This is a genomic window from Vogesella margarita (genome assembly GCF_028548475.1).
Classification (GTDB): domain Bacteria; phylum Pseudomonadota; class Gammaproteobacteria; order Burkholderiales; family Chromobacteriaceae; genus Vogesella; species Vogesella margarita.
In genome coordinates, this window is sequence record NZ_JAQQLE010000003.1 from 79,272 (window position 1) to 104,659 (window position 25,388).

Annotated in this window: 20 protein-coding genes; 8 read left to right on the forward strand and 12 right to left on the reverse strand. The window is 62.6% G+C overall.

From position 1 onward, the window contains the following. Position 1: 1 nt before the first annotated feature. The 5 genes from PQU96_RS05195 to phaR all read right to left on the reverse strand — a co-directional run bounded on the left by PQU96_RS05195 (position 2) and on the right by phaR (position 6,584). The gene (locus tag PQU96_RS05195; protein ID WP_272771185.1) at positions 2–2,494 is read right to left on the reverse strand and encodes an EAL domain-containing protein; all 2,493 of its coding nucleotides are present in this window, start codon (positions 2,492–2,494) and stop codon (positions 2–4) included. A 161-nt stretch (positions 2,495–2,655) separates the two neighbouring features. Next, complete coding sequence (locus PQU96_RS05200; RefSeq protein ID WP_272771186.1) at positions 2,656–3,519, reverse strand: pirin family protein; 864 nt, start codon at positions 3,517–3,519, stop codon at positions 2,656–2,658. A 68-nt stretch (positions 3,520–3,587) separates the two neighbouring features. Continuing rightward, positions 3,588–4,436, reverse strand: a complete 849-nt coding sequence (locus PQU96_RS05205) for a pirin family protein (RefSeq protein WP_272771187.1) — start codon at positions 4,434–4,436, stop codon at positions 3,588–3,590. A 160-nt stretch (positions 4,437–4,596) separates the two neighbouring features. Next, entirely contained in the window at positions 4,597–5,916 is a 1,320-nt protein-coding gene (gene rimO, locus PQU96_RS05210; protein ID WP_272771188.1) for a 30S ribosomal protein S12 methylthiotransferase RimO, read from the reverse strand. Positions 5,917–6,014: 98 nt separating this feature from the next. Continuing rightward, positions 6,015–6,584, reverse strand: a complete 570-nt coding sequence (phaR, locus tag PQU96_RS05215) for a polyhydroxyalkanoate synthesis repressor PhaR (RefSeq protein ID WP_189372465.1) — start codon at positions 6,582–6,584, stop codon at positions 6,015–6,017. A gap of 220 nt (positions 6,585–6,804) precedes the next feature. On the opposite strand from phaR, the gene PQU96_RS05220 reads away from it, so the two are divergent. Together PQU96_RS05220 and PQU96_RS05225 are read left to right on the forward strand one after the other, a co-directional pair. Continuing rightward, entirely contained in the window at positions 6,805–7,359 is a 555-nt protein-coding gene (locus tag PQU96_RS05220; protein WP_272771189.1) for a phasin family protein, read from the forward strand. Between the two features lie 143 nt (positions 7,360–7,502). Continuing rightward, a complete protein-coding gene (locus PQU96_RS05225; RefSeq protein WP_272771190.1) occupies positions 7,503–8,630 on the forward strand; it encodes a M14 family metallopeptidase in 1,128 nt (375 codons plus the stop codon). 65 nt (positions 8,631–8,695) lie between these two features. On the opposite strand, the gene PQU96_RS05230 is transcribed toward PQU96_RS05225, so the two are convergent. The 3 genes from PQU96_RS05230 to ygfZ form a co-directional block, all read right to left on the reverse strand. Continuing rightward, positions 8,696–10,372, reverse strand: coding sequence for a cyclic-di-GMP receptor FimW-related protein (locus PQU96_RS05230; protein WP_272771191.1), 1,677 nt, complete (start codon positions 10,370–10,372; stop codon positions 8,696–8,698). Positions 10,373–10,514: 142 nt separating this feature from the next. Next, on the reverse strand, positions 10,515–10,832 hold the full coding sequence (locus PQU96_RS05235; protein WP_272771192.1) for an H-NS histone family protein: 318 nt from the start codon (positions 10,830–10,832) through the stop codon (positions 10,515–10,517). 93 nt (positions 10,833–10,925) lie between these two features. Further along, positions 10,926–11,933, reverse strand: coding sequence for a CAF17-like 4Fe-4S cluster assembly/insertion protein YgfZ (gene ygfZ, locus PQU96_RS05240; RefSeq protein ID WP_272771193.1), 1,008 nt, complete (start codon positions 11,931–11,933; stop codon positions 10,926–10,928). Positions 11,934–12,027: 94 nt separating this feature from the next. Between ygfZ and PQU96_RS05245 the strand changes: the two genes are divergently transcribed. Beyond that, the gene (locus PQU96_RS05245) at positions 12,028–12,861 is read left to right on the forward strand and encodes a DMT family transporter (protein ID WP_272771194.1); all 834 of its coding nucleotides are present in this window, start codon (positions 12,028–12,030) and stop codon (positions 12,859–12,861) included. A gap of 191 nt (positions 12,862–13,052) precedes the next feature. Here PQU96_RS05245 and PQU96_RS05250 read toward each other — a convergent pair whose 3' ends face one another. Then, the gene (locus PQU96_RS05250) at positions 13,053–13,517 is read right to left on the reverse strand and encodes a hypothetical protein (protein WP_272771195.1); all 465 of its coding nucleotides are present in this window, start codon (positions 13,515–13,517) and stop codon (positions 13,053–13,055) included. A gap of 28 nt (positions 13,518–13,545) precedes the next feature. Then, positions 13,546–14,442, reverse strand: a complete 897-nt coding sequence (locus tag PQU96_RS05255; protein WP_272771196.1) for a LysR family transcriptional regulator — start codon at positions 14,440–14,442, stop codon at positions 13,546–13,548. 318 nt (positions 14,443–14,760) lie between these two features. Between PQU96_RS05255 and PQU96_RS05260 the strand changes: the two genes are divergently transcribed. The 4 genes from PQU96_RS05260 (at position 14,761) to mnmC (ending at position 20,991) form a co-directional block, all read left to right on the forward strand. Further along, the gene (locus PQU96_RS05260) at positions 14,761–15,069 is read left to right on the forward strand and encodes a DUF485 domain-containing protein (protein ID WP_272771197.1); all 309 of its coding nucleotides are present in this window, start codon (positions 14,761–14,763) and stop codon (positions 15,067–15,069) included. Next, positions 15,066–16,745: a cation acetate symporter gene (locus PQU96_RS05265; protein ID WP_272771198.1), complete on the forward strand. Its 1,680-nt coding sequence runs from the start codon at positions 15,066–15,068 to the stop codon at positions 16,743–16,745. The genes PQU96_RS05260 and PQU96_RS05265 overlap by 4 nt, the downstream gene beginning before the upstream one ends. A 79-nt stretch (positions 16,746–16,824) precedes the next feature. Then, a complete protein-coding gene (gene acs / locus PQU96_RS05270) occupies positions 16,825–18,795 on the forward strand; it encodes an acetate--CoA ligase (protein ID WP_272771199.1) in 1,971 nt (656 codons plus the stop codon). A 207-nt stretch (positions 18,796–19,002) separates the two neighbouring features. Beyond that, positions 19,003–20,991 (forward strand): bifunctional tRNA (5-methylaminomethyl-2-thiouridine)(34)-methyltransferase MnmC2/FAD-dependent 5-carboxymethylaminomethyl-2-thiouridine(34) oxidoreductase MnmC1, encoded by a 1,989-nt coding sequence (gene mnmC, locus PQU96_RS05275; RefSeq protein ID WP_272771200.1) that lies wholly within the window; start codon positions 19,003–19,005, stop codon positions 20,989–20,991. 1 nt (position 20,992) lies between these two features. Here the strand turns inward: mnmC and PQU96_RS05280 are convergent, their stop codons facing one another. Further along, entirely contained in the window at positions 20,993–21,778 is a 786-nt protein-coding gene (locus PQU96_RS05280) for an alpha/beta fold hydrolase (protein ID WP_272771201.1), read from the reverse strand. A 129-nt stretch (positions 21,779–21,907) separates the two neighbouring features. Between PQU96_RS05280 and dsbD the strand changes: the two genes are divergently transcribed. Then, entirely contained in the window at positions 21,908–23,665 is a 1,758-nt protein-coding gene (gene dsbD / locus PQU96_RS05285) for a protein-disulfide reductase DsbD (protein ID WP_272771202.1), read from the forward strand. A gap of 121 nt (positions 23,666–23,786) precedes the next feature. On the opposite strand, the gene rlmD is transcribed toward dsbD, so the two are convergent. After that, positions 23,787–25,325, reverse strand: coding sequence for a 23S rRNA (uracil(1939)-C(5))-methyltransferase RlmD (gene rlmD, locus PQU96_RS05290; protein WP_272771203.1), 1,539 nt, complete (start codon positions 25,323–25,325; stop codon positions 23,787–23,789). Between the last annotated feature and the right edge of the window lie 63 nt (positions 25,326–25,388).

Here is a 25,388-nt window from a genome sequence, read left to right on the forward strand (position 1 = left end):
GCTAGCACAGCAGGTGGCGGAAATCGGCGGCGGTCTGCGGCTTGCCGAACAGGTAGCCCTGCGCCTGATGGCAACCCTGCTCGATCAGGAAGGCGCGGTGCGCCGGCGTTTCCACGCCCTCGGCCACGATGGACAGGCCCAGGCTGCGCCCCAGCGAGATCACCGCCGAGGCGATGGCAGCGTCGTCCTTGTCACGATCCAGATCCTTGATGAAGGAGCGGTCGATCTTCAGCACCTGCACCGGCAGGCGCTTGAGGTAGGCCAGCGAGGAGTAGCCGGTACCGAAGTCGTCGATCGCCAGCGTGATGCCTATCGCGCGCAGCCCTTCCAGTGCCTTCATCACCTCGCCGTCGCTGTCCATCGCCGTGCTTTCGGTGATTTCCAGCTCCAGCTGCGACGGTGGCAGGCCGGTCTGCTGCAGCACCTGCGCCACCGTTTCCACGATGTTGCCGAACTTGATCTGGCGCCCGGACAGGTTGACCGCCACCCGGCCGCCAAAGCCGCAACGGTCGGCCCACTGCTTGGTCTGGCGGCAGGCTTCCTGCAGCACCCAGGCGCCGATCGGCACGATCAGCGCGCACTCCTCGGCCACCGGGATGAACTCTACCGGCGGCACGAAGCCCATCTCCGGATGCTGCCAGCGGATCAGCGCCTCCATGCCCACCAGCGTGCCGCTGGCGAGATCGACCTTGGGCTGGTACCAGACTTGGAATTCGTCCTTGATCAGCGCGCGGTGCAGGCTGTACTCCAGCTTCAGCCGCGCCATGGCGCTGGCATTCATGTCGGCGGTGTAGAACTGGAAGGTGTTCTTGCCACGGTTCTTGGCGCGGTACATCGCGGCATCGGCATTGACCAGCAGGCTGTCGGCGGTGCGCCCGTCGTCCGGGAACACCGCGATGCCGAGGCTGGCGGAGACAAACACCTTGCTGTTGCCGCCCAGCACCAGCTCGCCGGTAATGCTGTCCAGGATGTCCTGCGCCATGCTGGCCAGCGTGGTCAGACTGCCGGTATTGGGCAGCAGGATGGTGAACTCGTCACCGGCCAGGCGCGCCACGGTGCCGCCGCCCGGCGCCTCTTCCTGCAGGCGCTGCGAGATTTTCACCAGCAGCTCGTCGCCGGCCTGGTGCCCCAGCGTGTCGTTGATCAGCTTGAAGCGGTCCAGGTCGATGAACATCAGCGCGAAGCGCTGCTGCTGCTCGCGCGCCAGCTCCACCGCCGCCTGCAGTTTTTCGGCAAACAGGGTGCGATTGGGCAGCCCGGTCAGCGCATCGTGGTTGGCGAGGAAGTGCAAACGCTCCTCCGCCTGCTTGCGCTGGGTGATGTCGGCGAACACCGCGACGTAGTGCTGGGTCACACCCTGATCGTCGCCGATGGCGGTGATGGTCAGGTGTTCGGTATAGAGCAGGCCGTTCTTGCGACGGTTGACCACCTCGCCCTGCCAGAAACCGTCGCTCTTCAGCTGTCGCCACATGTGTTCGTAGAAATCTGCCGACTGGCGCCCGGACTTGAGCAAGGCCGGGGTCTGGCCGATCGCCTCGTCGCGCGAGTAGCCGGTGATGCGGGAAAACGCCGGGTTGACCGACTGGATCAGCCCCTTGCTGTCGGTGATGACGATGCCCTCCATCGTCGATTCGAACACCTTGTCCGCCATCAGCAGACTCTGCCGCGAACGCAGCAGCGCCTCGTCGCGCTCGCGCAGTGCGTGGTGCAGCTCGGCGAGGAATTCCTGTTCGATGGTGGCGAGGATGTCGGACATGCCGATGATGGTCAGCAGCTGGCCGCTGCCGTCGGTGACGCCGAGATGGCGCAGCTGGTGCTCCAGCAGCACCTTGCGCGCGGCCAGCAGGGTCATGTGCGCCGGCACCGTGCGCAGCGGATGGCTGGCGAGGTCGGCCACCGTCAGGCCGCCGCGCGGCTGCGCCAAGTGCTGCAGCATGTCGCGCTGGGTGAGGATGCCCCAGCTGCCGTCGGCGTAGCTCACGGCCAGCGCCTCGGCCTTGTGCTCGCGCATCAGCCGGGTGGCGGCGCCGATATCGGCGCTGGCGGCGATGGTGGCCAGCGGCACATGCACCATCGCGTCCAGCCGTTTCAGGCGCAGGAAGAACTCGGCTTCCTGATTGATGACGATGTCGGTGGTCGATACCACGCCCATCACGCGGTCGCCGCCCGGCTCGGTCACCACCAGATGACGCATGCGCTGCTTGTGCAGCAGCGCGGTGACCTCCTGGATGGTGGCATTAGCGGCGATGGTGCGCACCGGCGACGACATCACTACCGATACCGGCGTCGCGGCCACGTCCGGCTGCAGCAGGTCCAGCCGCACCGCGTCGCTCTCGGTCCACACTCCGACCGGCTGCCCGCCCTCGTCCATCACGATGATGGCACCGCAGCGCTCGCGGCACATGGCAAAAGCCGCCTCGCTCACCGTGGCGGTGGGCAGGCAGCTCAGTACCTGGCGTGACAGGATGGACTCGACGGATCGGGAAAACGACACGCAATCAGCTCCGGATATTCGTTAGAAAATACAACAACTATTTATACTGAACACCGTCATTTGATAGTGAACAACAGGAAATAATCTTATCACAAACAGGGTTATTCCTTCACACAAAAAGCCGCCAATTCATGACAGAAGACTGAAGTGCCAATTGCCGCTCACACCGGCAGCGGGATGAACTCGCTCTCGCCCGGCACCATGGCAAAGCGGCCGGCCTGCCAGTCGTCCCGCGCCGCCGCCAGCAACGCCTTGTCGCTGGCCACGAAGTTCCAGTCCAGGTAGCGCGGGCCATCCAAAGGCGCGCCGCCGAAGATCACGCCCTGCACGCAGGCGCTGGCGCGCAACTCGCGCGCACTGCCGGACAGGATCACCAATTCGCCGGCACGGACCAGCTCGCCGTCGACCTGCACCTCGCCCTCGATCAGGTACAGCGCGCGCTCGGCCACCTCCTGCGGCAGCGGCAGCACGCCGCCGCCCTGCAACTGCCAGGCGGCGTACAGCGTCGGGGCAAAGGTTTTCACCGGCGACACCATGCCGAAGGCGGCGCCGATCAGCAACTGCACGCTGCCGCGCTCGAACTCGCGTTGCGGCAACACGTCCGCCGGGTAGTGGTAGAACGCCGGCGCGCAGCGCTCCTGCGCCTGCGGCAGCGCCAGCCACATCTGCAAGCCCTCCACCGCCACGCCGGCGGCACGGATGTCGACCGGAATGCGCTCGGAATGGACGATGCCGCGCCCGGCTACCATCAGGTTGATGGCGCCCGGCTCGATGCGCTGCACCGTACCCAAACTGTCGCGATGCATCATCGCGCCCTGGCTGAGGTAGGTGACCGTGGCCAGGCCGATGTGCGGGTGCGGACGCACGTCGCCACTGGTGCCGGCGGCGACGAAGTACGCCGGCCCCATGTGGTCGAGAAACACGAACGGTCCGACGCTGCGCATACCGCGCACCGGCAACAGGCGCCGCACGACAAAACCGATGTCCTGCTGGCGCGGTTCAATACGCTGGCTGATGGCACTCATGGGAAAATCTCCGCTGCAATCCAATGGAAAAGGTTGGCCGCAACGCCTGCGGCCAACCTTGTGTTACATCAAGCCAGACGGCCCTGCTGGTAGTCGGCGAACGCCTGCTCCAGCTCGGCGCGCGTGTTCATCACGAACGGGCCGTATTGGGCGATCGGCTCGCGCAGCGGCTGTCCGGACAACACCAGCACGCTGGCACCGCCGTCGCTGTGCAGGCGCACGCCGTCGCCGCTGTTGCCAAGGATCGCCATACGCTGCTGCGGCACGCTGACACCCTCAATGCTGACGCTGCCGTGGTAGACGTAGACAAAGGCGTTGTGGCCGGCGGCGATGTCGATGTCGCGCGAGCCACCTGCAGGCAACTGCAGGTCGAGGTACAGCGGCTCGGTATCCGGCTGCCGGATCGCTCCCGCCTGCTCACGATACTGGCCGGCGATCACCTTCACCGCGACGCCGTCCGCCTCCTGCAGCAGCGGAATTTCTGCCGCCGGGATGTCGCGGTAGGCGGCCGGGATCATCTTGCGCGCCGCCGGCAGGTTGATCCACAGCTGGAAGCCGTGCATCAGCCCGTCTTCCTGCTCCGGCATCTCGGAATGGATCACGCCGCGGCCGGCAGTCATCCACTGCACGCCGCCCGGCCCGAGCAGGCCCTCGTTATTGCCGCTGTCGCGGTGGCGCATGCGCCCGGCCAGCATGTAGGTCACCGTCTCGAAGCCGCGGTGCGGATGCGAGGGAAAACCGGCGATGTAGTCACCCGGATTGTCGGAGCGGAACTCGTCCAGCATCAGGAACGGGTCCAGCCGCCGCTGCAGGTTCTGCGTCAGTACCCGCGTCAGCTTGACGCCGGCACCGTCCGATGTCGGCATGCCGCTGACTTGCTGTTCCACGGTTCGTGATTGCCATTGCGCTTCGGTCATGGGGTGCCTCCTGGCTTGGGGTTGATGGAAACACTATACAAACCGGCCATTCGATAAAAAAGCACAAAAATCTGCAGCCCATGTTCAAAAAAACTGAGCAGGAATGAAAAACGGCGCAAGGTCTGCACCTTGCGCCGCATTGGCTTCCATCGGGTGGCGTTTACACGCGCTCGCCCCACAGGTCGTGCTCGCTGGCATCGACGATCTCAACCTCGACAAAATCACCAACCGAGAGGCCGGCAGCGTCCTCGACGAACACCAGGCCGTCAATCTCCGGCGCATCGGCGTAGCTGCGGCACACTGCGGTGCCTTCCTCGTCGATTTCGTCGACCAGCACCTGCAGGCGCTGGCCGATGCGTGCGGCCAACCTTGCGGCGCTAATCTCGGCCTGCACCGCCATGAAGCGCTCCTTGCGCTCCTCTTTCACCTCGTCCGGCACCGGGTCCGGCAGCTCGTTGGCGGCCGCGCCCTCCACCGGCGAGTAGGTGAAACAGCCGACGCGATCCAGCTGCGCCTCGCGGATGAAGTTCAGCAGCTCTTCGAAGTCTTCTTCGGTCTCGCCCGGGAAGCCGACGATGAAGGTGGAGCGGATCACCAGCTGCGGGCAGATCTCGCGCCACTTCTTGATGCGGCCGAGCACGTTGTCGCTGTTGGCCGGGCGCTTCATCAGCTTCAGGATTTTCTGGCTGGCGTGCTGGAACGGGATGTCCAGGTAGGGCAGGATCTTGCCGTCACGCATCAGCGGAATCACTTCGTCGACGTGCGGGTACGGGTAGACATAGTGCAGACGCACCCAGATGCCGTGCTTGCCCAGCTCCTCGCACAACTCGGTCATGCGCGTCTTCACCGGACGTCCGTTGTGGAAACCCAGCTTGTACTTGACGTCCACGCCGTAGGCGGAGGTGTCCTGCGAGATGATCAGCAGTTCCTTGACCCCGGCCTTCGCCAGGTTCTCGGCCTCGGCCAGCACGTTCTGGATCGGACGGCTGTCGAGGTCGCCGCGCATCGACGGGATGATGCAGAAGGTGCAGCGATGGTTGCAGCCTTCGGAAATTTTCAGGTAAGCGTAGTGCTTCGGCGTCAGGCGCACGCCGATGTCCGGCACCAGGTCGACGAACGGGTCATGCGGCTTCGGCAGGTGGTTGTGCACGTGCCCCATCACCTCGTCGGTAGCGTGCGGGCCGGTGACGGCCAGTACCGACGGATGGTTGTCGCGGATCACGTCGCCCTTGGCGCCGAGACAGCCGGTGACGATCACCTTGCCGTTTTCGGTCAGCGCCTCGCCGATCGCGTCCAGCGACTCCTGCACCGCAGCATCGATAAAGCCACAGGTGTTGACCACCACCAGGTCGGCACCGTCATAGGTACCGGAGATCTCGTAACCTTCGGCGCGCAGGCGGGTGAGGATCTGCTCGGAATCGCTGGCTGCCTTCGGACAGCCCAGACTGATAAACCCTACTTTTGGTGCAACGTGCGACATGGGACACAACCTTGAAGAAATTCAATACAGAAAGCCGGACGTTGCAAAACGTCCGGCTGTGAGCTGCACATTATAGAAAAAACCGCGCGGGAAAAAAACTACTTCGGCGGGTTCTTGTCGTCGTCGCGGCTGGGCGGGTAGGCCGGAAAGCCGAAACCGCTGAACATGGTGCGCGCCTGTTCCTGCATGCGGTTCTGCATGTCGAGGAACATATTGGTGCTCTGGTCCAGGTAGCTGGTCATCATGTTCTGCATCGCTGGGCCCTGGAAATTCAGAAAATCCCCCCACATCTTGGCGTTCACCATCGGGTTGTCGCCGTAGATGGTCTTGGCCTGCTCCTGCATGCGCGACTGCAGCTGCGTGAACAGCTGCAGGTTTTTCTCCAGGAACGGCCCCATCATGCCCTGCATCGCCTGGCCATAGAAACGGATGAACTGGGTCAGCACTTCATAGCTGAACATCGGCGAGCCGCCACTCTCCTCTTCGAGGATGATCTGCAACAGCACGCCACGCGTGATGTCGTCGTGGCTCTTGGCATCGACAACCTGGATGTCCACATTGTCCAACACCAGCTGCTTCACATCGCCCAGGGTGATGTAGGAACTGGTGGCGGTATCGTACAAACGGCGGTTGGGGTACTTCTTGATGACCCGCTTTTCAACACTCATGTAACACTCCCAGCTTATTTATTCTGTTGTGTGGCGCCACATTATCATAAATGCAACACGGTAGAGCAAAACTTCTAGGCGCCGGTTTCACAGTTACGCTACCATCGAGTTGTCATTGTGCATCGCAGCAGACCGGTATGATTGCGACACAAAAAAATAAAACAGTGACATCACACCGGACCAGACCGAGTTACATCAACAGCGAGTGAGGGTATCCCAAATGATCAATCCAACCGAACAACTGAGCAAACTGTCCCTGAATGGTTTTGAAGCGCTGTTCCGCGCTGCACAAATCTCCCTGGACAGCACCGAACGCCTGGTCAAGCTGAATTTCGAGCTGTCCAAGCAGTCGCTGGAAGAAAACGTCAAGCTGACCCGCGAACTGGGTAGCCTGAAAACCCCGCAGGACGCACTGACCCGCCTGAACAAGCTGGCCACCCAGAGCCTGGAACAGGCCGTGGCCAATTCGCGCAGCGTGTACGACATCGTGTCCGAAACCCAGGCCGAACTGGGCAAGATCGCGGAAAGCAACTTCAACGAGCTGAACAAGTCCGTAATCAGCAACATCGACCTGCTGAGCAAGAACGCACCGGCCGGCTCCGAAACCGCCGTCAACGCGCTGAAATCCGGCATCGCCGCCGGCGCCGCCGCCATCAACTCGATGACCAAGGCCGCCCAGCAAGTTGCCGAGTTTGCCGACTCCAGCGTCAAGGCCGCCAACAGCGCCACCGTCGACGCCGTGAAAACCGCCGCCAAGCGCTCGTCCGCAGCCTGATATACGCCATTGCACCGCAATGGCCAGCACAACCTGCCACCGTTTACCGGTGGCAGGTTTTTTTATGGTGCCGGCAAGCGTGCCGCCGGCAGCACAACACGCTACAATAAGCGGCTACCAGTAACAGACGGACATACCGCAGCATGAAAATCAGCAGCAATTTCGACGCCGGCAGTATCGAGGTTATCGCGCTCAATAACTTTGAAGACATTCAGCTTCGCATCCGCAAAGATAATGCCTCCGATTTTGCCCAATGGTTTTACTTCCGCTTGCAGGGTGCCGCTTACGAGTCGTGCAAGCTGCGCTTCCTCAACATCAAGGACACCGCCTACCCCAAAGGCTGGGAAGACTACCAGGCGGTGGCGTCCTACGATCGCGTGAACTGGTTCCGCGTGCCGACCTACCTGGACGGCGACGACCTGGTGATCGAGCATGTTCCGCTGGCCGGCAGCATCTACTACGCCTACTTCGAGCCCTACTCGCACGAGCAGCACCTGAACCTGATCGGCATGGCGCAAAGCTCCGGCCTGTGCCAGGTGTCCGACCTCGGCTCGACGGTACAGCAACGCGACATCAACCTGCTGACCATCGGCCACGAGGTCGAGTCCGACCTCAAGATCTGGGTCATCGCCCGCCAGCATCCCGGCGAAACGATGGCGGAGTGGTTTGTCGAAGGCCTGCTCACCCGCCTGCTCGACACCCAGGACCCAACCTCGCGTGCGCTGCTGGATCGCGCCACCTTCTACGTGGTGCCGAACATGAACCCGGACGGCGCCATCCTCGGCAACCTGCGTACCAACGCCGCCGGTGCCAACCTGAACCGCGAGTGGCTGAACCCGAGCCCGGAAACCAGCCCGGAAGTGTTTCATGTCCGCAACAAGATGCTGGAAACCGGCGTCGACCTGTTCCTCGACATCCACGGCGACGAGGCGATTCCGTACGTGTTTGTCGCCGGCACCGAGGGCGTGCCCACTTACAACGAGCGCATCGAGGCGCTGGAAACGGCGTTCAAGCAGCAGCTGCGCGTGGCATCGCCCGACTTCCAGGATGAGCACGGCTACGACAAGGACGCCCCCGGTGCGGCCAACCTTGCGATGGCAACCGCCTGGGTCGGCAACCAGTTCAACTGCCTGGCCTACACCCTGGAAATGCCGTTCAAGGACAACGACAACCTGCCGGACGACGACTTCGGCTGGAACGGCCAGCGCAGCCTGCGCTTGGGCGAAGCCAGCCTGAGTGCCATCTACGGCGTACTGAAAGACCTGCGCTAAGCCGGCATGATCCGGAATGGAAAAAGCCACGATCCGCATCGTGGCTTTTTATTTGGTGACGACGACTACAGCTGCCGGATCAGCTCGATCTCCACCTGGCACCAGTCGGCGCCCTTTTCCAGCACCCGCCCCAGCGACACCAGAAAGCCCTTGTTCTTGGCGAACATCTGCAGCTTCTTGCCGTGCGCGTAACTGAACAACGGGATCAGCAGCGTGTTGCACTTCACCCCGTCCTTCATCGCCGAGGCAAACAGCGCGATCTCGCCCTGGTTCCACACCATGCCGACCGGCAGGGTCGGATCGGCATTGCGGCCGTTCTCCGCCTTGGTGTACGCCGCCACCGGCCGCGAGCTCAGCAACTGCAAACCAAGGTAAACGCGCGCCTTGTCATCACGCTTGATGCGACGCACGATGCTCAGGCTCCACGCCTGCTGCCCGGCCTCCCGCGTTGCCAGCAAGGTTCCCAACGACAGCCACTCCGCCCCCGCCGCCGGCAAGGACACCCCCAGACCGCTGTCACTCTGGTTCTCGATATCCCACAACTGCAGCTCCGCACTGGTGGCGATCTTGACCACCTCGTCCTGCACCGTGTTTTTTTCGCGACGACGACCGGTCAGGAAGCCATAAATACGGATTTCGGCCACCTCGTCGACACTGGCCGACGGACTTTGAGGACGATCCCCTTGCGCCAGGAATTCCTCGTACTCGCGCACCAGCCGGTGCACACCACTAAAGGTGCGGCCAACTTCCAGCTGCTTGCTGCTCACCGGCACCCGCTCCGCACGCTCGAAGCGGAACGGCTTCACCGCCCACTCCCGCACCAGAAAGCGCAGCAAGCCCGGATCGATGCCCCGGCTGAAGCGTTCACGCAGCGCCTGCGGCGTGCTACCACCGTCATACACCGCCAGCCAGGCATTCAGCTGGTCTACCAGCTCCGCGGTCGACCAGACGCGTATACCCTGCAATTGCGGTACGTTGTGCGCCCGGCTCGGCGGCGCGGCATGCTGGATGTTGACGATGAAGCTGCTTTCCACGGACAGGTCGCGGGACAGCGTCATGCGGTTCGACAACATCAGCGCCAGCTGATAGGCAAAGTGAATCTGGCGTGCCGTCAGGTTGCCGCTGTTCAGCAAGGACACCATCAGGAAGGCCAGATACAGATCATGAATGGTCGTGGTCGCCTCACCGGGAAACAACTGCAGCGGCACCGCATCAATCGCCTGTTCTTCGGCATAGCGGAACAGCTGGTTGACGTTGCTCCACACCACCTCATCTAGGGAGGCATGGCGGTAGTAATGCCACAGCGCGTTCTCGGTGAGGTAAAACAGCATCTTGCCGATCACCAACGGCAGCAGCAGCCGGATTTGCGGGGCTTCTTCCCCTTCGGGATCAAAGCCCATGAAACGCTGATAGGCCGCCACCAGCTGGCGACCATAGGACAGGATTTGCGCCCGCTGCTGCAACTCGACGGCGGGCAGCAATTTGGAGCTCAGATACTGGGCGCACAACTGCTGATGCGGAATGTGTCCCAGCCGGTCCAGCTCGATGATGGCTTCCAGCGTGGCAACGGACGGGCCGTCGAGCTCCTGATTGAACTGCGACAGCAGCTTGGTAATCTGGTCATGACTACCCGCAGCAGACTCCCGCTGGGTTGCGGCATACCACTCGGTTACCGACTTGACGTCATCCAGGGGATGGGACTTGCGTTTATCGCCGAACGAAAAAAAATCCAGTTTTGCCATGACCTAAACCGAAGTTAAGCACACACAAGCAGGCAGGCGCCTCATTACTCCAGCATTCTATAATGAATCGTGAATGCCTCGCTGCAAAAGAAAACGCCGTGTTTGCACACGGCGTTTTGCCTTTCACAATCCAACTGCTCATTTACACGCGCAGGCTGTCCAGTTCGATGCCCGAATCCAGCAACGCCACGACCCACAACGGCTTGCGACCGCGACCAGTCCAGGTCAGCGATTCATCGTTCGGGTGGCGGTATTTGACTTCTACCGGCTTGCGACCACTGGCCGTTGGTACCGTTTTACCACCGAGCACATCTTCGACACTGAAGCCATAGGCTTTGGCAATTTCAAGAATCTGTTTCTTGGCTTTGGCTTTTTCTTCCACTTCGCGGCGGCGAACTTCAACATCAACATCATTTTTCAGCTGCAGCAATTCCGCAAAATCAAGTGTACTCAGATCCATTTAAAACCCCTTTCAACAAACAAAGCCAGCAAGAATATTCCGAAAATTAGATTAATAACTGCCTTGCGTCAAGCGTTATATTTAAAAACGGAATTAACCCTCTTGCAAGTCGGGGATTGAATATGGCGCATCCAGACGCGACAATTGCGAATGCGGTACGGCGGCAAGAAAAGGCGTTCCCTCCCATGCCGATATTTGCATCACGACCAGTGCCAGATATTTTTTTACGGTCAACGGCACACACAGCATCACTTTACCGATGGCCTGCTCACCCGTAGCGGCAACCTGAATATCCATTCCGGCTGCACAATCATCGGCATGAACTTCCACCACAAACATGCGGCGCTTCACTTTGCCGAGATATTGGGTACGCGCCACAATTTCCTGGCCCGGATAGCAGCCCTTGCGGAAACTGATACCGCCTATCAGATCCAGGTTCGCCATTTGCGGCACGAATGCTTCATAGGTCACCTTCGACACCCAGGGAATACCGGCGCGAATGAAAAAGGCGTCAAACAGGCGACTGGCCAGCAGTTTGCCGGCAAAGCTCGGCAGCGTGACGATACCGTCCACACCCAGGCAGGTAATACGAATCTGGCTACCCATCGACACGATCATGCACGGGGCAGTTCCCGTCACGGTCGCCTCAAATACAGGACGCACCGTTTCGGCGGCAGCCAGATATTCACCGACAATCACGCTGTCAGTGGCTTCGATTTTTACCTTGGCACGCAATACGAACATGGAAAGACGGCGGTGGAAAGCCTCGGCAATATCCTTGCGCACCAGCAGGAAAAACGTCTGCTCAAGACGCCACAACAGGAAACTGGCCTGCATCCGTCCCTTGGCATTGGAATAACTGCTCCATTGCGCCACGGCACCATTCAGCTCCTTGACATCGGAAGAAAACTGCCCCTGCAGGAACGCTTCCGCATCATCGCCATATACCTTCAACAAAACAAACTGGGTAAGTAGCGCATGGCTATCCTGCCCGAATGACAGGGCTTCCTGGCTCTCGTCACCGGACAAAACCACATCACCGTCGACATTGAGCACGGCACCATGCTGATTCAAATAAGCCAATACTTGCGGCTGGTTCATTCACTATTCCTTTCAGTATTACGGGTCTCGTTACACCCGTAAAAGCCCCGGCGGCAGGCTATTCATTCCACGCCCGGCACGTTATGATTTACGGATGAAAAAATTCACTTTACTGCCGGCATTGCTGGCCATTTTACTGTGGTCATCGCTGGCCGCGTTAGGCGCATTTACCCAGCGCCTGCCACCCTTTCTGGTCACCGCTATCGCACTTTTCATTGGCAGCCTGCTCGCCATTCATCGCCTGAAGGAGTGGCGCGTGGCTCCGCGCACCCTGCTGATTGGCGTCGCCGGCATCTTCGGCTACCACTGCCTGCTGTTTACCGCCTTTCGCACCGCACCGGCGCTGGAGGCCAACCTGCTGAATTATCTGTGGCCATTGCTGATTGTCGTGCTCAGCCCGCTATTCGGGCTGGGCAAGCTAACCGGTCGTCACATCGTGGCAGCCATGGTCGGTTTTTGCGGCGCGGTACTGATTGTCAGCAAGGGCAAACTCGATTTTGCCGCCAGTCTGCCGCTAGGCTACCTGTTCGCGATCGCCGCAGCCTTCACCTGGGCCAGCTACAGCCTGGCAACACGCAAGCTCCCCCCCTTTCCCAATGCAGCAGTCGGCGGCTTCTGCCTGCTCTCCAGCCTGCTTGCCGCACTGTGCCACTGGCTGTTCGAACCGGCAATCGTTCCCAACAATCAGGAATGGCTGGCGCTGCTGCTGATGGGGATCGGTCCACTGGGCGCATCGTTCTTCCTGTGGGACAAGGCCATGAAGGAAGGCGACCCGAAACAGATCGGCGCCCTCTCCTACCTTACGCCCCTGCTGTCCACCCTGATTCTGGCCATCAGCGGACTCGGGGAACTGAACACCATCAGCTGGATAGCCGGCGCCCTGATTCTGGTCGGTGCCACCATCGGCACCCTCGGCCGCGGACGCTGAGCCGGCCGTCAGCCCCAAGCCATGGCCGGCCGCGCCTTGCCGACTGAACGGCAACGGCAACACATTGGCACCCGGCGGACTCTCGGCGGGTCAGCGGCAAAAAACGGCAGGCAAGCGGGGACAGGGCGCGACAGAGGCCACCCGCTAGCCGTACCACAGCAGAGGCAGGACGCTTGCGCAATCCCGCCATTCTAGCCGGACAGGCGCGGATGAAACACCGAAGCGGCAACAGGGTTATTGCGGCATTTGCGATAGGCAAGGTGGGCGCCACGCACGGCGGACAAGGTGGCATAGGAAAAGCGGGTGGAAGCAAAATGCTGGATCTGGCGGGTGGCACGCGATGCGATCAGATAGCCGGAGAAACCGATGTCCAGCGGCAGGGTACAGGGTGCCGCAGGTTGTCGCAGCCAGGTCTTCTGCTGGTCGCCAAACCAGCGTTCCAGCACCAGCAGCAGGTCATGCTGTGCGTCGGCAGACGCCTGCAACAACGAAGCACCCGACATCATCGGCGCATCCAGCTGCCCGATCAGGCCAGGATCGCCGGCGCTCGGCAACGACAGCCGGCACCAGCTGTGCCAGCAATCGGCCTGTGCGGCCAACATGCGCTGCTGGTTGGCCTGTACCGCGTCGAGATATTGCTGAAAAACCGTTGCCATCACATGCCTCCGGATAACGACTAGCTACTCACGCAGCAACATTGCTGCTCAGGCCCCATACCGGCTGCAAACCGGCAATCAGTGTTTTCAGGGTCGGATCCTCGGCGCGATCGGCCGGGTAGACAAACTGCAGCTCCGCCATCTTCACAATCTCCGGCACCAGATCCACCACCCCGCGCGCGGCCGCATCAAGCGCCTCTTCCTCGCGCAGCAAGGCCAGTCCGACGCCTGCCTGCACCAGTTCGGAGGCGGTAAACAGGTTATCGCACTCCGACACCTTCTTTGGGGCGATGTTCAGCTCCCGCCACAGCTCGGACACGATCTTGGACAGGCTGGAAAACTGGGAAATGCCGACCCAAGGCAAACGCCCCAGCTCTTTGGGGTTGGCCGCATTGATGCGCGCCAGCCAGCCCTTGGGCATCACGATGCGCAAGCGCAGCTGCGCAAGCAGCAGGGTATGCACGTTGACGTAGGGGTTCTTGCCCAGATAGAAGCCGGCGTCCAGCTCTTTCTTGCGCACAGCGTTGAGCACATCACCGGTCACCCCCTGGTGCAGGCACACCTCCAGCAAGGGAAAGCGCTCGGCCAGGCCGGCGACCCAGGGGCCGACCCGCAACACGTCCGGCGTCAGCGCGATGCCGATCTGCACCTTGCCGGTCAGCGGCCCCTTCAGGCTACGAGCATGATCCAGCAGCTGCCGTGCCGACATCAGGATGTCCTGCGCACGCGGCAGCAGCTCCTGCCCTGCAAGAGTCAATACCACCCCACCCGCCGTACGTTCAAACAAGGACATGCCTACTTCTTCTTCAATGGCCTTGATCTGCGCCGTCACCGCGGGCTGCGACAAGTGAAGAAGCTCAGCGGCCTGAGTCAGATGGCCCTGCTGAGCCACCGTAACAAAGGTGCGCAATTGGTAGATTTCCATGCTGGACGACTCTCCTGATCGGCTGGGCGCGCGCTATTTTTGCACCACAATGGTGTGTTTTTTGCCATTTTGTACAACTTCTCCGTCAACCCACAAGGCATGCACACAAAAAGCTGGATAACGATTGCTGATCCCTTTCATCAATAAAGCAAATACTCGAATGCAAACCACTAATAAACAAGGAAAATTTCCAGAAAAAACGGTGAAGTTAATTCCTGCTATCAGAAAAAACGATTAGCCACATCGTCGAGTCGACTTTTAGATTGCAAGAACACGCAAACCGCACTTGCGGGCAGCGAGAAACGGGAGGAGACAACGATGAATGAAGATATCCTTACACGGGTACAAAACAACCCCAAGTTCAAAGAGCTTGTTCACAAGCGAACCCGCCTTGGCTGGCAGCTGAGTATCCTGATGCTGGCTATCTACTATGGCTTTATCCTGGTGCTGGCCTTCGCACCCAACGTGCTTGGCGCCTCGCTGTCGGGCGGTACCACCACGGTCGGCATTCCGGTTGGCATTTTCATCATCGTCTCGGCATTCGTCCTGACCGGCGTCTATGTCCGCAAGGCCAATACCGAGTTTGACCAACTGAACCAACAAATCGTCGAGGATGCCAAACAATGAAAAGCTGGACGAAAACCCTCTGCGCCACCGCGCTGACCGGCCTGCCGGCACTCGCGCTGGCCGCCGGCGCCTTTGAAGGCGAAGTCACCAAGCAGGCGACCAACTGGCACGCCATCATCATGTTCTTCCTGTTTGTCGCGTTCACCATGGGCATCACCTACTGGGCCTCGCGACGCACCCGTTCCGCCAGTGACTTCTACACTGCCGGCGGCGGCATTACCGGCTTCCAGAACGGTCTCGCGATTGCCGGCGACTACATGTCCGCCGCCTCCTTCCTCGGTATCTCGGCAATGGTGTTCGACAAGGGCTACGATGGCCTGATCTACTCCATCGGCTTCCTGGTCGGCTGGCCGGTGATCCTGTTCCTGGTGGCAGAGCGCCTGCGTAACCTGGGCAAGTTCACCTTTGCCGACGTTGCCTCCTACCGCCTGCAACAGACTCCGGTACGCACCTTTGCCGCAACCGGCACCCTGGTGGTGGTGGCGCTGTACCTGATCGCACAGATGGTTGGTGCCGGCAAGCTGATCCAGCTGCTGTTCGGCATGAGCTACTCCTCCGCGGTGGTTCTGGTCGGCATCCTGATGGTGATGTACGTGACCTTCGGCGGCATGCTGGCCACTACCTGGGTACAGATCATCAAGGCGGTCATCCTGCTTGGCGGTGCCAGCTTCATGGCCTTCATGGTTCTGTCCACCGTTGGCTTCAGCCCTGAGATGATGTTCCAGAAAGCGGTCGCCATCCACGCCAAGGGCGCCGAAATCATGGCACCGGGCAAGGCTGACCCGATCGACTCCATCTCGCTGGGCCTGGCACTGATGTTCGGTACTGCCGGTCTGCCGCACATCCTGATGCGCTTCTTCACCGTGTCCGACGCCAAGGAAGCCCGCAAATCGGTATTCTACGCCACCGGCTTCATCGGCTACTTCTACATCCTGACCTTCATCATCGGCTTCGGCGCGATCATGCTGCTGCTTGACCAGCCATCGATGATGGAAACCGTGGTCAAGAACGGCAAGGAAGTGACCCAACTGATCGGCGGCAGCAACATGGCGGCGATTCATCTGGCCAACGCGGTTGGTGGTGACCTGTTCCTCGGCTTCATCTCGGCCGTTGCCTTCGCCACCATCCTGGCAGTGGTTGCCGGTCTGGCCCTGTCCGGTGCCTCGGCGGTATCGCATGACCTGTACGCTTCCGTAATCAAGAAGGGCAAGGCCAACGAAGCCGACGAAATCCGCGTCTCGAAAATCACCACCGTGGTACTGGGTGTGATCGCCATCCTGCTGGGCCTGCTGTTCGAAAAGCAGAACATCGCCTTCATGGTCGGTCTGGCTTTCTCGATCGCCGCTTCCGCCAACTTCCCGGTGCTGTTCCTGTCCATGTTCTGGAAGGGTCTGACCACCCGCGGCGCGGTTGTCGGCGGCTTCATCGGCCTGATCTCCGCGGTTGGCCTGATCGTGATGGGTCCGGCGGTATGGGTAGACGTGCTGAAGCATGAAACCGCACTGTTCCCGTACAAGAACCCGGCGATTTTCTCGATCACCCTGGCCTTCGTCTTCACCTGGCTGGTTTCGGTGCTGGACAAGTCCAAGTCCGCGATTGAAGAAAAAGCCAAGTTCGATGCACAGTTTGTACGCTCGATGACCGGTATTGGTGCCGCAGGTGCCTCCAAACACTAAGCGAGTCGTGTAAAAATGGCCGCACCCGAACGGGTGCGGCCAGTTGCTGTCCGCGAATCATGTTTGCAAGGAACGCTTTATGTCCACTCTTGACTCCATCCTGCGCGAAACCCGCAGCTTTGACCCGGCAGAAGACTTCCGCCGCAAGGCCACGGTTTCCGGGCCGGACGCCTACTACGCGCTGTGCGAAGAGGCCGACGATCACTACCTGTCCTTCTGGGGGGATCTGGCACGAGAGCTGATCAGCTGGAAAAAGCCGTTCTCGCGCGTGCTGGACGACAGCAATGCCCCCTTCTTCAAATGGTTCGACGATGGCGTACTCAACGTTTCCTACAACTGTCTGGATCGCCACCTGGCCGTCAACGCCAACAAGATTGCCCTCATTTTCGAAGCGGATGACGGCGACGTCACCCGCGTTACCTATTCCGAACTGCACCGTCGCGTCTGCCAGTTCGCCAACGGCCTGAAGTCGCTGGGTATCGCCAAGGGTGACCGCGTGGTCATCTACATGCCGATGGGAATCGAAGCCATCGTCGCGATGCAGGCCTGCGCCCGCATCGGCGCCATCCACTCGGTGGTCTTCGGCGGTTTCTCCGCCGGCGCAGTACACGACCGCATCCAGGATGCCGGCGCCAAGGTGGTCATCACCGCCAACGAAGGCCTGCGCGGCGGCAAGATCGTACCGCTGAAGGCGATGGTCGACGAAGCGCTGGCGATGCCGGGCTGCGAGACGGTGATCGCCACCGTGGTCTACCAGCGCACCAACAACGGCGCCAGCACCTGGCACGACGGGCGCGACATCTGGTGGCACAAGCTGATCGACGGCCAGAGCGAATCCTGCGAGCCGGAGTGGATGCAGGCCGACGACCCGCTGTTCATCCTGTACACCTCCGGTTCCACCGGCCGCCCGAAAGGCATCCAGCACAGCAGCGCCGGCTACCTGCTCGGCGCCCTCAACAGCTTCCGCTGGGTGTTCGACTACAAGCCCAGCGACGTATTCTGGTGCACCGCCGACGTCGGCTGGATCACCGGCCACTCCTACGTCTGCTACGGCCCGCTGGGCATGGGTGCTACCCAGCTCATTTTCGAAGGCGTGCCGACCTACCCGGACGCCGGCCGATTCTGGCGCATGATCGAGCAGCACAAGGTCACCACCTTCTACACCGCGCCGACCGCGATCCGCACCCTGATCAAGCTCGGTGCCGAACTGCCCAAGCAGTACGACCTGTCCAGCCTGCGCCTGCTCGGCACCGTCGGCGAGCCGATCAATCCCGAGGCGTGGATGTGGTACTACGAGATGGTCGGCGGCGAGCGCTGCCCTATCGTCGACACCTGGTGGCAGACCGAGACCGGCTCCGCGATGATCGCGCCGCTGCCCGGCGCCATCGCCACCAAGCCCGGCTCCTGCACCCTGCCGCTGCCCGGCATCATGGCCGACATCGTCGACGAGTCCGGCGCCCCGGTCGAGCCGGGCAAAGGCGGCTTCCTGGTGATCAAGCGGCCGTTCCCCTCGCTGGTGCGCACCATCTGGAACGACCCGGAGCGCTTCAAGAGCACTTACTTCCCGGAAGAATTCAACGGCCAGTACTACCTCGCCGGCGACTCCGCCAACCGTGACGAAAGCGGCTACTTCTGGATCATGGGCCGCATCGACGACGTGTTAAACGTGTCCGGCCATCGCCTGGGCACCATGGAGATCGAATCGGCGCTGGTGGCCAACCCGCTGGTGGCAGAAGCCGCCGTGGTCGGCAAGCCACACGAAGTCAAGGGCGAGGCGGTGGTCGCCTTCGTGGTGCTGAAAGGCCCGCGCCCGACCGGCGAGGAAGCCCGCCGCCTGACTGCCGAGCTGAAAAACTGGGTGGCGCACGAGATCGGCAAGCTAGCGCAGCCGGACGACATCCGCTTCGGCGACAACCTGCCGAAGACCCGCTCCGGCAAGATCATGCGCCGCCTGTTGCGCTCCATCGCCCGTGGCGAGGAAATCGCCCAGGACGTATCGACGCTCGAAAACCCGCAGATCCTCAGCCAATTGCAGGAGAGTGCCGGCTGAACGGCCCTCCCCCAAGCTGTCCTTGTAAACCGCACGTGTGCTGCATCACCGTGCGGTTCTTTTTTTGTTTGCGGCAACACAAGGTTGGCCGCAATCCGTCTGCGGCCAACCTTGCGGCGTCCGCCCGGCTGCCGGACAATAGCGCCCAGCCATTTACAGACCCCAGCCCGGTTGCACACCGGCCACTCGCGAAGTCAGCACCCCATCATGAGCCAAGCTTTTCCGCCCGCCCGTCTTGACTGGAGCACCGGTCAACCCGTTTCCGCCGATTACGGCGACGTCTATTTTTCCCGGGAAAGCGGCCTTGATGAAACGCGTCACGTGTTTATCGAGCACAACCAGCTGCCGCAGCGCTTCGCGGCGCTGGAGGCAGAGCAGCTGTTCAGCATCGGCGAGACCGGTTTCGGCACCGGCCTGAACTTCCTGGTCGCCTGGCAGTGCTTCCTGCAGCACGCACCGACCGGCGCGCGCCTGTCTTTTGTCAGCACCGAGAAGCACCCGCTCACCGCCACCGACCTCGTGCAGGCGCAGGCGATGTGGCCGGAGCTGGCCGCCCAGGCCGCGGCGCTGCAGCAGCAATACGACGCCATGGCGCCTGGCTGGCACCGCTTCGTGCTGGAAAACGGCCGCGTGATCCTGACCCTGCTGATCGGCGACGTGCTGGAAACCCTGCCGCAGCTGGAAGCGCGCATCGACGCCTGGTTCCTCGACGGCTTTGCCCCGGCCAAGAATCCCGAAATGTGGCAACCGGCGCTGTTCCAGCAGCTGGCCCGGCTGTCGCACCGCGGCACCACGCTGGCCACCTTCACCAGCGCCGGCATCGTGCGCCGCGGCCTGGAAGACGCCGGCTTCGGCATCGAGAAGGTGCCCGGCCACGGCAGAAAGCGGGACATGACGCGCGGCCAGCTGCTACACCCGCCGCACGCCGAGTGGCGCGCGCCGTGGTACGCGCTCCCGCAGCAAGCCGTCAGCGAACGCAGCGCGGTGGTGATCGGCGCCGGCATCGCCGGGGCCAGCGTCGCGCGCAGCCTGGCCAACCGCGGCTGGCAGGTCACCGTGCTCGACCGCCACCCGTTGCCAGCGCAGGAGGCCTCCGGCAATCCGCAGGGCGTGCTGTACACCAAGCTGTCGCCCCACTTCACGCCGCTGACCCAGCTGGTACTGTCCGGCTACGGCTACACCCTGCGCACGTTGAGCCGGCTGCTGCCGGAAGACGGCGTGCAGTGGCGGCGCTGCGGCGTGCTGCAACTGGCCGGCGACGCCGCCGAAGAGAAGCGCCAGCAAGGCCTGGCCGCCGCCGGACTACCAGCGCGCATCCTGCGCCGTGTCGATGCCGCCGAAGCCTCCGCCATCGCCGGCGTCGAGCTTGCGCAGGGCGGTCTCTATTTCGAGCAGGGCGGCTGGCTGAACCCGCCGAGCCTGGTCAACAGGCTGCTGGATCATCCCAACATCACCCTGCGCCTGGGAGATGCCGTCACCGAGCTCGCGCAAAACCCGGCAGACGGCGGCTGGGTGGCGGTGGGCAGCGACGGCCCGCTGGCCATCGGCAGCATTGCCGTGGTTGCCACCGCCAACGACACCATGCAGTTCGACCCGACCTACTACCTGCCGGTGAAGCGCATCCGCGGCCAGGTCACCGAGCTGGCCGCCACTGCCGACAGCCAGCGGCTGCAGACCGTGCTGTGCGGCGAAGGCTATATCGCCCCGGCACGCCAAGGGCGGCACTGCCTCGGCGCCACCTTCAAGTTCGAGTACGAGGATCTGGCGGCCAACGACGCCGAGCACGCCGAGAATCTGACGATGCTGGCCGGCATGGCGCCACGGCTGTACCAGGCGTTAGGTGGCAACGACATCGGCCCGGCGCAGTGCCTGGGCCGCGCCGCGTTGCGCTGTACCAGCCCGGACTACCTGCCCATGGTCGGCGCCGTCGTCGACCGCGACGCCTTCCTCGACTGCTACCAGGCGCTGGCGCGCGACGCTTCGCTGAAGCTGACTGCCGAGGCGCCGCTGATCAGGGGGCTGTACGTCAGCACCGCCCACGGTTCGCGCGGCATGGTCACCGCACCGCTGGCCGGCGAGATCATCGCCAGCCAGCTGAACGGCGAACCGGCGCCGCTGCCAGGCAGCATCATGGATGCCGTCAACCCCAGCCGCTTCCTGGTTCGCGACCTGATCCGCCAGAAACACCGCGATTGAATCAGCCAGCCAATTGCGCCATGATCAGCGCCGCCGTGGCCTGCGGCTGCTCCAGCGGAAACAGGTGCGAACCTTTTTGCACCACGATGTTCACAGCGAAGTGCTTGCGCATATAGGCCAGGTCCGCCGGCGTCAGCACGTCACTGCTCTCGCCGGCGACAAACACCGTCGGCACCCGCAGCCGTCCCTTGTAGCGGGGCAGCGAATGCGGCAGCGTGTTGTAGATCGCGTTTTCGATCACTGGCCGGAACTTCAGACGGCGGCCGCCATCGGCTGTCGCCACCGTGCCGAGCTCGGCGTAGTCGTGCAGGCAGTCGGGATCGAAACGGGCGAACATCGGCTTGCGCGCGAAATAGTCATACACCGATTCGACGCTGGCCCAGTTGTCGCGCCGCTTCAGGGTATTGCCACCCGGCGTCACGCGGCTGATGAAGCCCAGTTTTTTCGCCAGCCAGATGCCGCGCGAACGCAGCGGCCCCATCAGCGGCGAATCGAGAATGATCAGCTTGCTGAACAGCTCCGGGTGGCGGATGGCGGCAAAGAACAGGATGAAACCGCCCAGCGAATGCCCGACGCCGACCACTGGCCGGTCGTAATGCTGGCGCAGGTGGGCAACGGTTTCCTCGACCAGATGCGGCCAACAGTCGGTCACCGGATAACGCGGATCGTGGCCGATGCAGTCGAGGTAGCCGACTTCGCAGCCCTGCTCGCGCAGTGACTGGTGCAACTTGCGGTACACCGACGCCGGAAAGCTGTTGGCGTGGGCAAAATGAATGATGGGGATCATGGCGGGTGCTCCTCGTGGCCCCATATTATATCAAGCGTTTGCTTGGCAAAATAAGGACCGTGCGTTTGGCTGCAGACGCACGACCGCAACAACTTATCAAGGCACCGCCGTTTTGGCGCTCACAAGCTCATGAACAAGCGCATTTTCTCTTTCCTCACCCGCTGCCTGCTGTGGCTGAGCCTGCTGCTGGCCCCTTTTGCCCACGCGCTGGACCAGGACGACCTGCTGCCGCCGGAACAGGCCTTTGCCGTCACCGCCGAACGCCAGGGCACGCAGCTGCGGCTGACGGTGACCGTCGCCGACGGCTACTACCTGTACCGCGACCGCAGCCGCTTCGAGACGATACCGGCAGCGCTGATCACGCAGCAGACCTTGCCCGCCGGCAAGCCCAAGGATGACCCCTACTTCGGCAAGCAGGCCACCTATCCGCCGGGGCCGACCGTGATGCTGCTGACGCTGCGCCCGGACGCGCCGCAGCAGTTCACGCTCAAGGCCACGGTGCAAGGCTGTGCCGATGCCGGCCTGTGCTACCCGCCCTACACCCACACCCTCGCCATCGGCGGCGACAGCAAGGCACTGTCGCCGTGGCTGCAACCGGCCGGCGCACAGGGAGACAGCAGCCCGCCACCGCGCGAAGGTCTGGCCACCACGCTGGCAGCCTTCTTCGTCGCCGGTCTGGGCATGGCGTTCACCGCCTGCATGTACCCGCTGCTGCCCATCGTGTCCTCGCTGATTGCCGGCCAGGGCCAGCACCTCACCCGCCGTCGCGGTTTCCTGCTGGCGCTGACCTATGTGCAGGGCTTGGCGGTCAGCTACACCGCCATCGGCATCGCGGCCGGCCTGACCGGCAGCCTGCTCAGCGTGTGGCTGCAGCAGCCGGCGGTGATCCTCGGCGCCAGCCTGCTGATGGTGGTGCTGGCGCTGGGCATGTTCGATATCGTGTCCATCCAGTTGCCGTCCAGCTGGCAGACCCGCCTCGCCGCCTCCAGCAACCGCCTGTCCGGCGGCCACATCGTCACCGTGTTCGGCATGGGCGTGCTGTCGGCGCTGCTGATCGGCCCCTGCGTCGGCCCGCCACTGGCGCTGGCGCTGGGCTACATCGGCCAGACCGGCGACGCCTGGCTCGGCGGTGTCGCCCTCTACGCGATGGCCATGGGGCTGGGCCTGCCACTGGTCATCGTCGGCACCTTTGGCGGTCACGTGCTGCCCAAGGCCGGCATGTGGATGAAAACGGTCAAGGCCGTGTTCGGCGTGGTGATGCTGGCAGTAGCCATCTGGCTCGCGACGCCGTTCCTGCCCGCCATCGTGGTGATGCTGCTGTGGGCGGCACTGGCGCTGGCCAGCGCGGTATTCCTGAAAGCGTTCGATCCGCTGCCGCCGAACGCGTCATCCGTGCTCAAGCTGGGCAAGGCACTGGGCCTGCTGCTGGCGCTGGTCGCCACCCTGCAGCTGATCGGCGTGTTCAGCGGCGCCAAATCGGCCCGCTACCCGCTGGCGGCACTCGGCGCCACCGCCGCCGACAGCAGCAAGCCGCAGTTCCGCACCATCGGCAGCGTGGCCGAGCTGGACGCCGCCCTCGCCGCCGCCCGCGGCCAGCCGGTGTTGCTGGACTTCTATGCCGACTGGTGCGTGTCCTGCATCGAGATGGAAGAAACCACCTTCCGCGACCCGGCGGTGCGCCAGGCCATGAGCAAGGCGGTGCTGCTGAAGGCCGACGTCACCGCCAACCTGCCAGCGCACCAGGCGCTGCTGCAACGCTTCGGCCTGTACGGCCCGCCGGGCATGATCTTCTTCGACCGCCACGGCAAGGAGCAGCAGCGTCTCATCGGCTACAGCCCGGCCGACGAATTCCTGCCGTTGCTGCAACGCCAGCAAAGCGGCGGCTGAAACCGTTGCGGCCAACGTTGGCCGCAACGGCGAGCACGCCACACGTCATCACACGCAAAAAAACAGGCCGCCGGTGCGAACCGGCGGCCTGTTTTGTCACTGCGGCACGCAGTGCCGTGTGTTATTGCCCCTGCTTGCCGGCGACGCTGGCCAGATAGGCGGCACGACGCGCCTCCTTGGCGGCAACCTTCTCGGCCACTTCCAGCGCCTTCTCGGCCGCGGCCAATGCCTCGCGCTCCTGGCGGGCAGCCATCGACGCAGCACGGGCTGCCTCACGCACCGCTTCTTCTTCCGCCTCCATCGCCTCGACTTCGGCGCGGGTCTTGCACGGCCCGGTCTTCTCGAACCAGGCCACCGACTCGACGTGGCCGGTGTGCGGGAACATGTTGATGATGCCCGCCGTTTTCAGCGTGTAGCCCTTGGTATTGACCAGCAGACCGGCATCGCGCGCCAGCGTCGCCGGATTGCACGACACGTAGACGATGCGCTGCGGCGCGGTGTCCTCGGTAATCGCCTTCAGCAGCTGCATCGCGCCGTCGCGCGGCGGATCGACCAGCATCTTGTCGAACTTGCCCAAGGCTGCGAACGACTCCTCGGTCACCTCGAACAGGTTGGCCATCTCGTAGCTGACCTTGTGCTGCAGGCCGTTGTGGGTGGCGTTTTCGACCGCCCGCTTCACCAGCGCCTCGCTGCCTTCCATGCCGTGCACGGTGGCCCCGCTACGCGCGATCGGCAGCGTGAAGTTGCCGATGCCGCAGAACATGTCGGCAATGCGCTCGCCGGCCTGCGGATCCAGCAGGCGCAGTGCACGGCTGACCATCACGTTGTTGATTTCCGGGTTGACCTGGGTGAATTCGGTCGGATAGTACGGCATCTCGACGTCGAAATCGCGCAGGCGGTAGGTCAGCTTCGGCGCATCCAGCGGGTAGATCGGGTAGCAGGTGTCCGGCCCCTTGGGCTGCAGCCAGATCTGCACGATGCGCTGCGGCGTGGAGTGCGTATCGGAGAACGCGCGCAGCAAGGCGAAGTCGGCATCGGTGATGTCGTCCATGTTACGGAACACCAGCACGTCCAGTTCGGCACCGACCGCGATTTCCACCTGCGGCATGCGGTTGTAGATCGACAGCTGGGCGATCAGCTCGCGCAGCGGCACGATCAGCGCCGAGATGTGCGGCGGCAGGATGTGACACTCGCTCATGTCGGCGATGAAACTGGAACGCTTCTCGTGGAAGCCGACCAGCACGCCGTCCTTTTTCGCGACATAGCGCGCCGACAGGCGGGCACGGTGCCGGTAGCCCCAGGCGGCACCGGCGATCGGCGGCATCACCACCTCGGCCTTGACCCTGCCGATATGGCGCAGGTCGTCTTCCAGCACGCGCTGCTTGATGGCGACCTGCGCCGAGAACTCGACGTGCTGCATCGAGCAGCCGCCACACACGCCAAAGTGCGGACAGGACGGATCGGTGCGCAGGAAGCTTTCCTGCAGCACGTCCACCACGTCGGCATTCTCGTAACTCTTCTTGACGCGATAACTTTGATAAGTCACTGTTTCGTATGGCAGGGCACCATCGATGAAGATGGCTTTGCCATCGACACGGGCAATGCCGCGACCTTCGTGGTCCAGCGACTCGATATGGGCAACTACAGACGCTTGAGTCATTGTTTCAGCAAGTAAAAAGGCAAAAGACAAAGTCTGGAATTGTCGCAGAAAGCGCCATAAAAA

Bases quoted from the DNA above. Each gene is read 5' to 3' on its own strand.
- PQU96_RS05225 (WP_272771190.1), top strand. From the start codon at position 7,503: ATGAAAATCAGCAGCAATTTCGACGCCGGCAGTATCGAGGTTATCGCG.
- PQU96_RS05245 (WP_272771194.1), top strand. From the start codon at position 12,028: ATGAAAAAATTCACTTTACTGCCGGCATTGCTGGCCATTTTACTGTGG.
- ygfZ (WP_272771193.1), bottom strand. From the start codon at position 11,933: ATGAACCAGCCGCAAGTATTGGCTTATTTGAATCAGCATGGTGCCGTG.
- PQU96_RS05230 (WP_272771191.1), bottom strand. From the start codon at position 10,372: ATGGCAAAACTGGATTTTTTTTCGTTCGGCGATAAACGCAAGTCCCAT.
- dsbD (WP_272771202.1), top strand. From the start codon at position 21,908: ATGAACAAGCGCATTTTCTCTTTCCTCACCCGCTGCCTGCTGTGGCTG.
- PQU96_RS05205 (WP_272771187.1), bottom strand. From the start codon at position 4,436: ATGACCGAAGCGCAATGGCAATCACGAACCGTGGAACAGCAAGTCAGC.
- PQU96_RS05220 (WP_272771189.1), top strand. From the start codon at position 6,805: ATGATCAATCCAACCGAACAACTGAGCAAACTGTCCCTGAATGGTTTT.
- phaR (WP_189372465.1), bottom strand. From the start codon at position 6,584: ATGAGTGTTGAAAAGCGGGTCATCAAGAAGTACCCCAACCGCCGTTTG.
- PQU96_RS05280 (WP_272771201.1), bottom strand. From the start codon at position 21,778: ATGATCCCCATCATTCATTTTGCCCACGCCAACAGCTTTCCGGCGTCG.
- PQU96_RS05255 (WP_272771196.1), bottom strand. From the start codon at position 14,442: ATGGAAATCTACCAATTGCGCACCTTTGTTACGGTGGCTCAGCAGGGC.
- rlmD (WP_272771203.1), bottom strand. From the start codon at position 25,325: ATGACTCAAGCGTCTGTAGTTGCCCATATCGAGTCGCTGGACCACGAA.
- PQU96_RS05235 (WP_272771192.1), bottom strand. From the start codon at position 10,832: ATGGATCTGAGTACACTTGATTTTGCGGAATTGCTGCAGCTGAAAAAT.
- PQU96_RS05260 (WP_272771197.1), top strand. From the start codon at position 14,761: ATGAATGAAGATATCCTTACACGGGTACAAAACAACCCCAAGTTCAAA.
- rimO (WP_272771188.1), bottom strand. From the start codon at position 5,916: ATGTCGCACGTTGCACCAAAAGTAGGGTTTATCAGTCTGGGCTGTCCG.
- acs (WP_272771199.1), top strand. From the start codon at position 16,825: ATGTCCACTCTTGACTCCATCCTGCGCGAAACCCGCAGCTTTGACCCG.
- PQU96_RS05265 (WP_272771198.1), top strand. From the start codon at position 15,066: ATGAAAAGCTGGACGAAAACCCTCTGCGCCACCGCGCTGACCGGCCTG.
- mnmC (WP_272771200.1), top strand. From the start codon at position 19,003: ATGAGCCAAGCTTTTCCGCCCGCCCGTCTTGACTGGAGCACCGGTCAA.
- PQU96_RS05250 (WP_272771195.1), bottom strand. From the start codon at position 13,517: ATGGCAACGGTTTTTCAGCAATATCTCGACGCGGTACAGGCCAACCAG.
- PQU96_RS05200 (WP_272771186.1), bottom strand. From the start codon at position 3,519: ATGAGTGCCATCAGCCAGCGTATTGAACCGCGCCAGCAGGACATCGGT.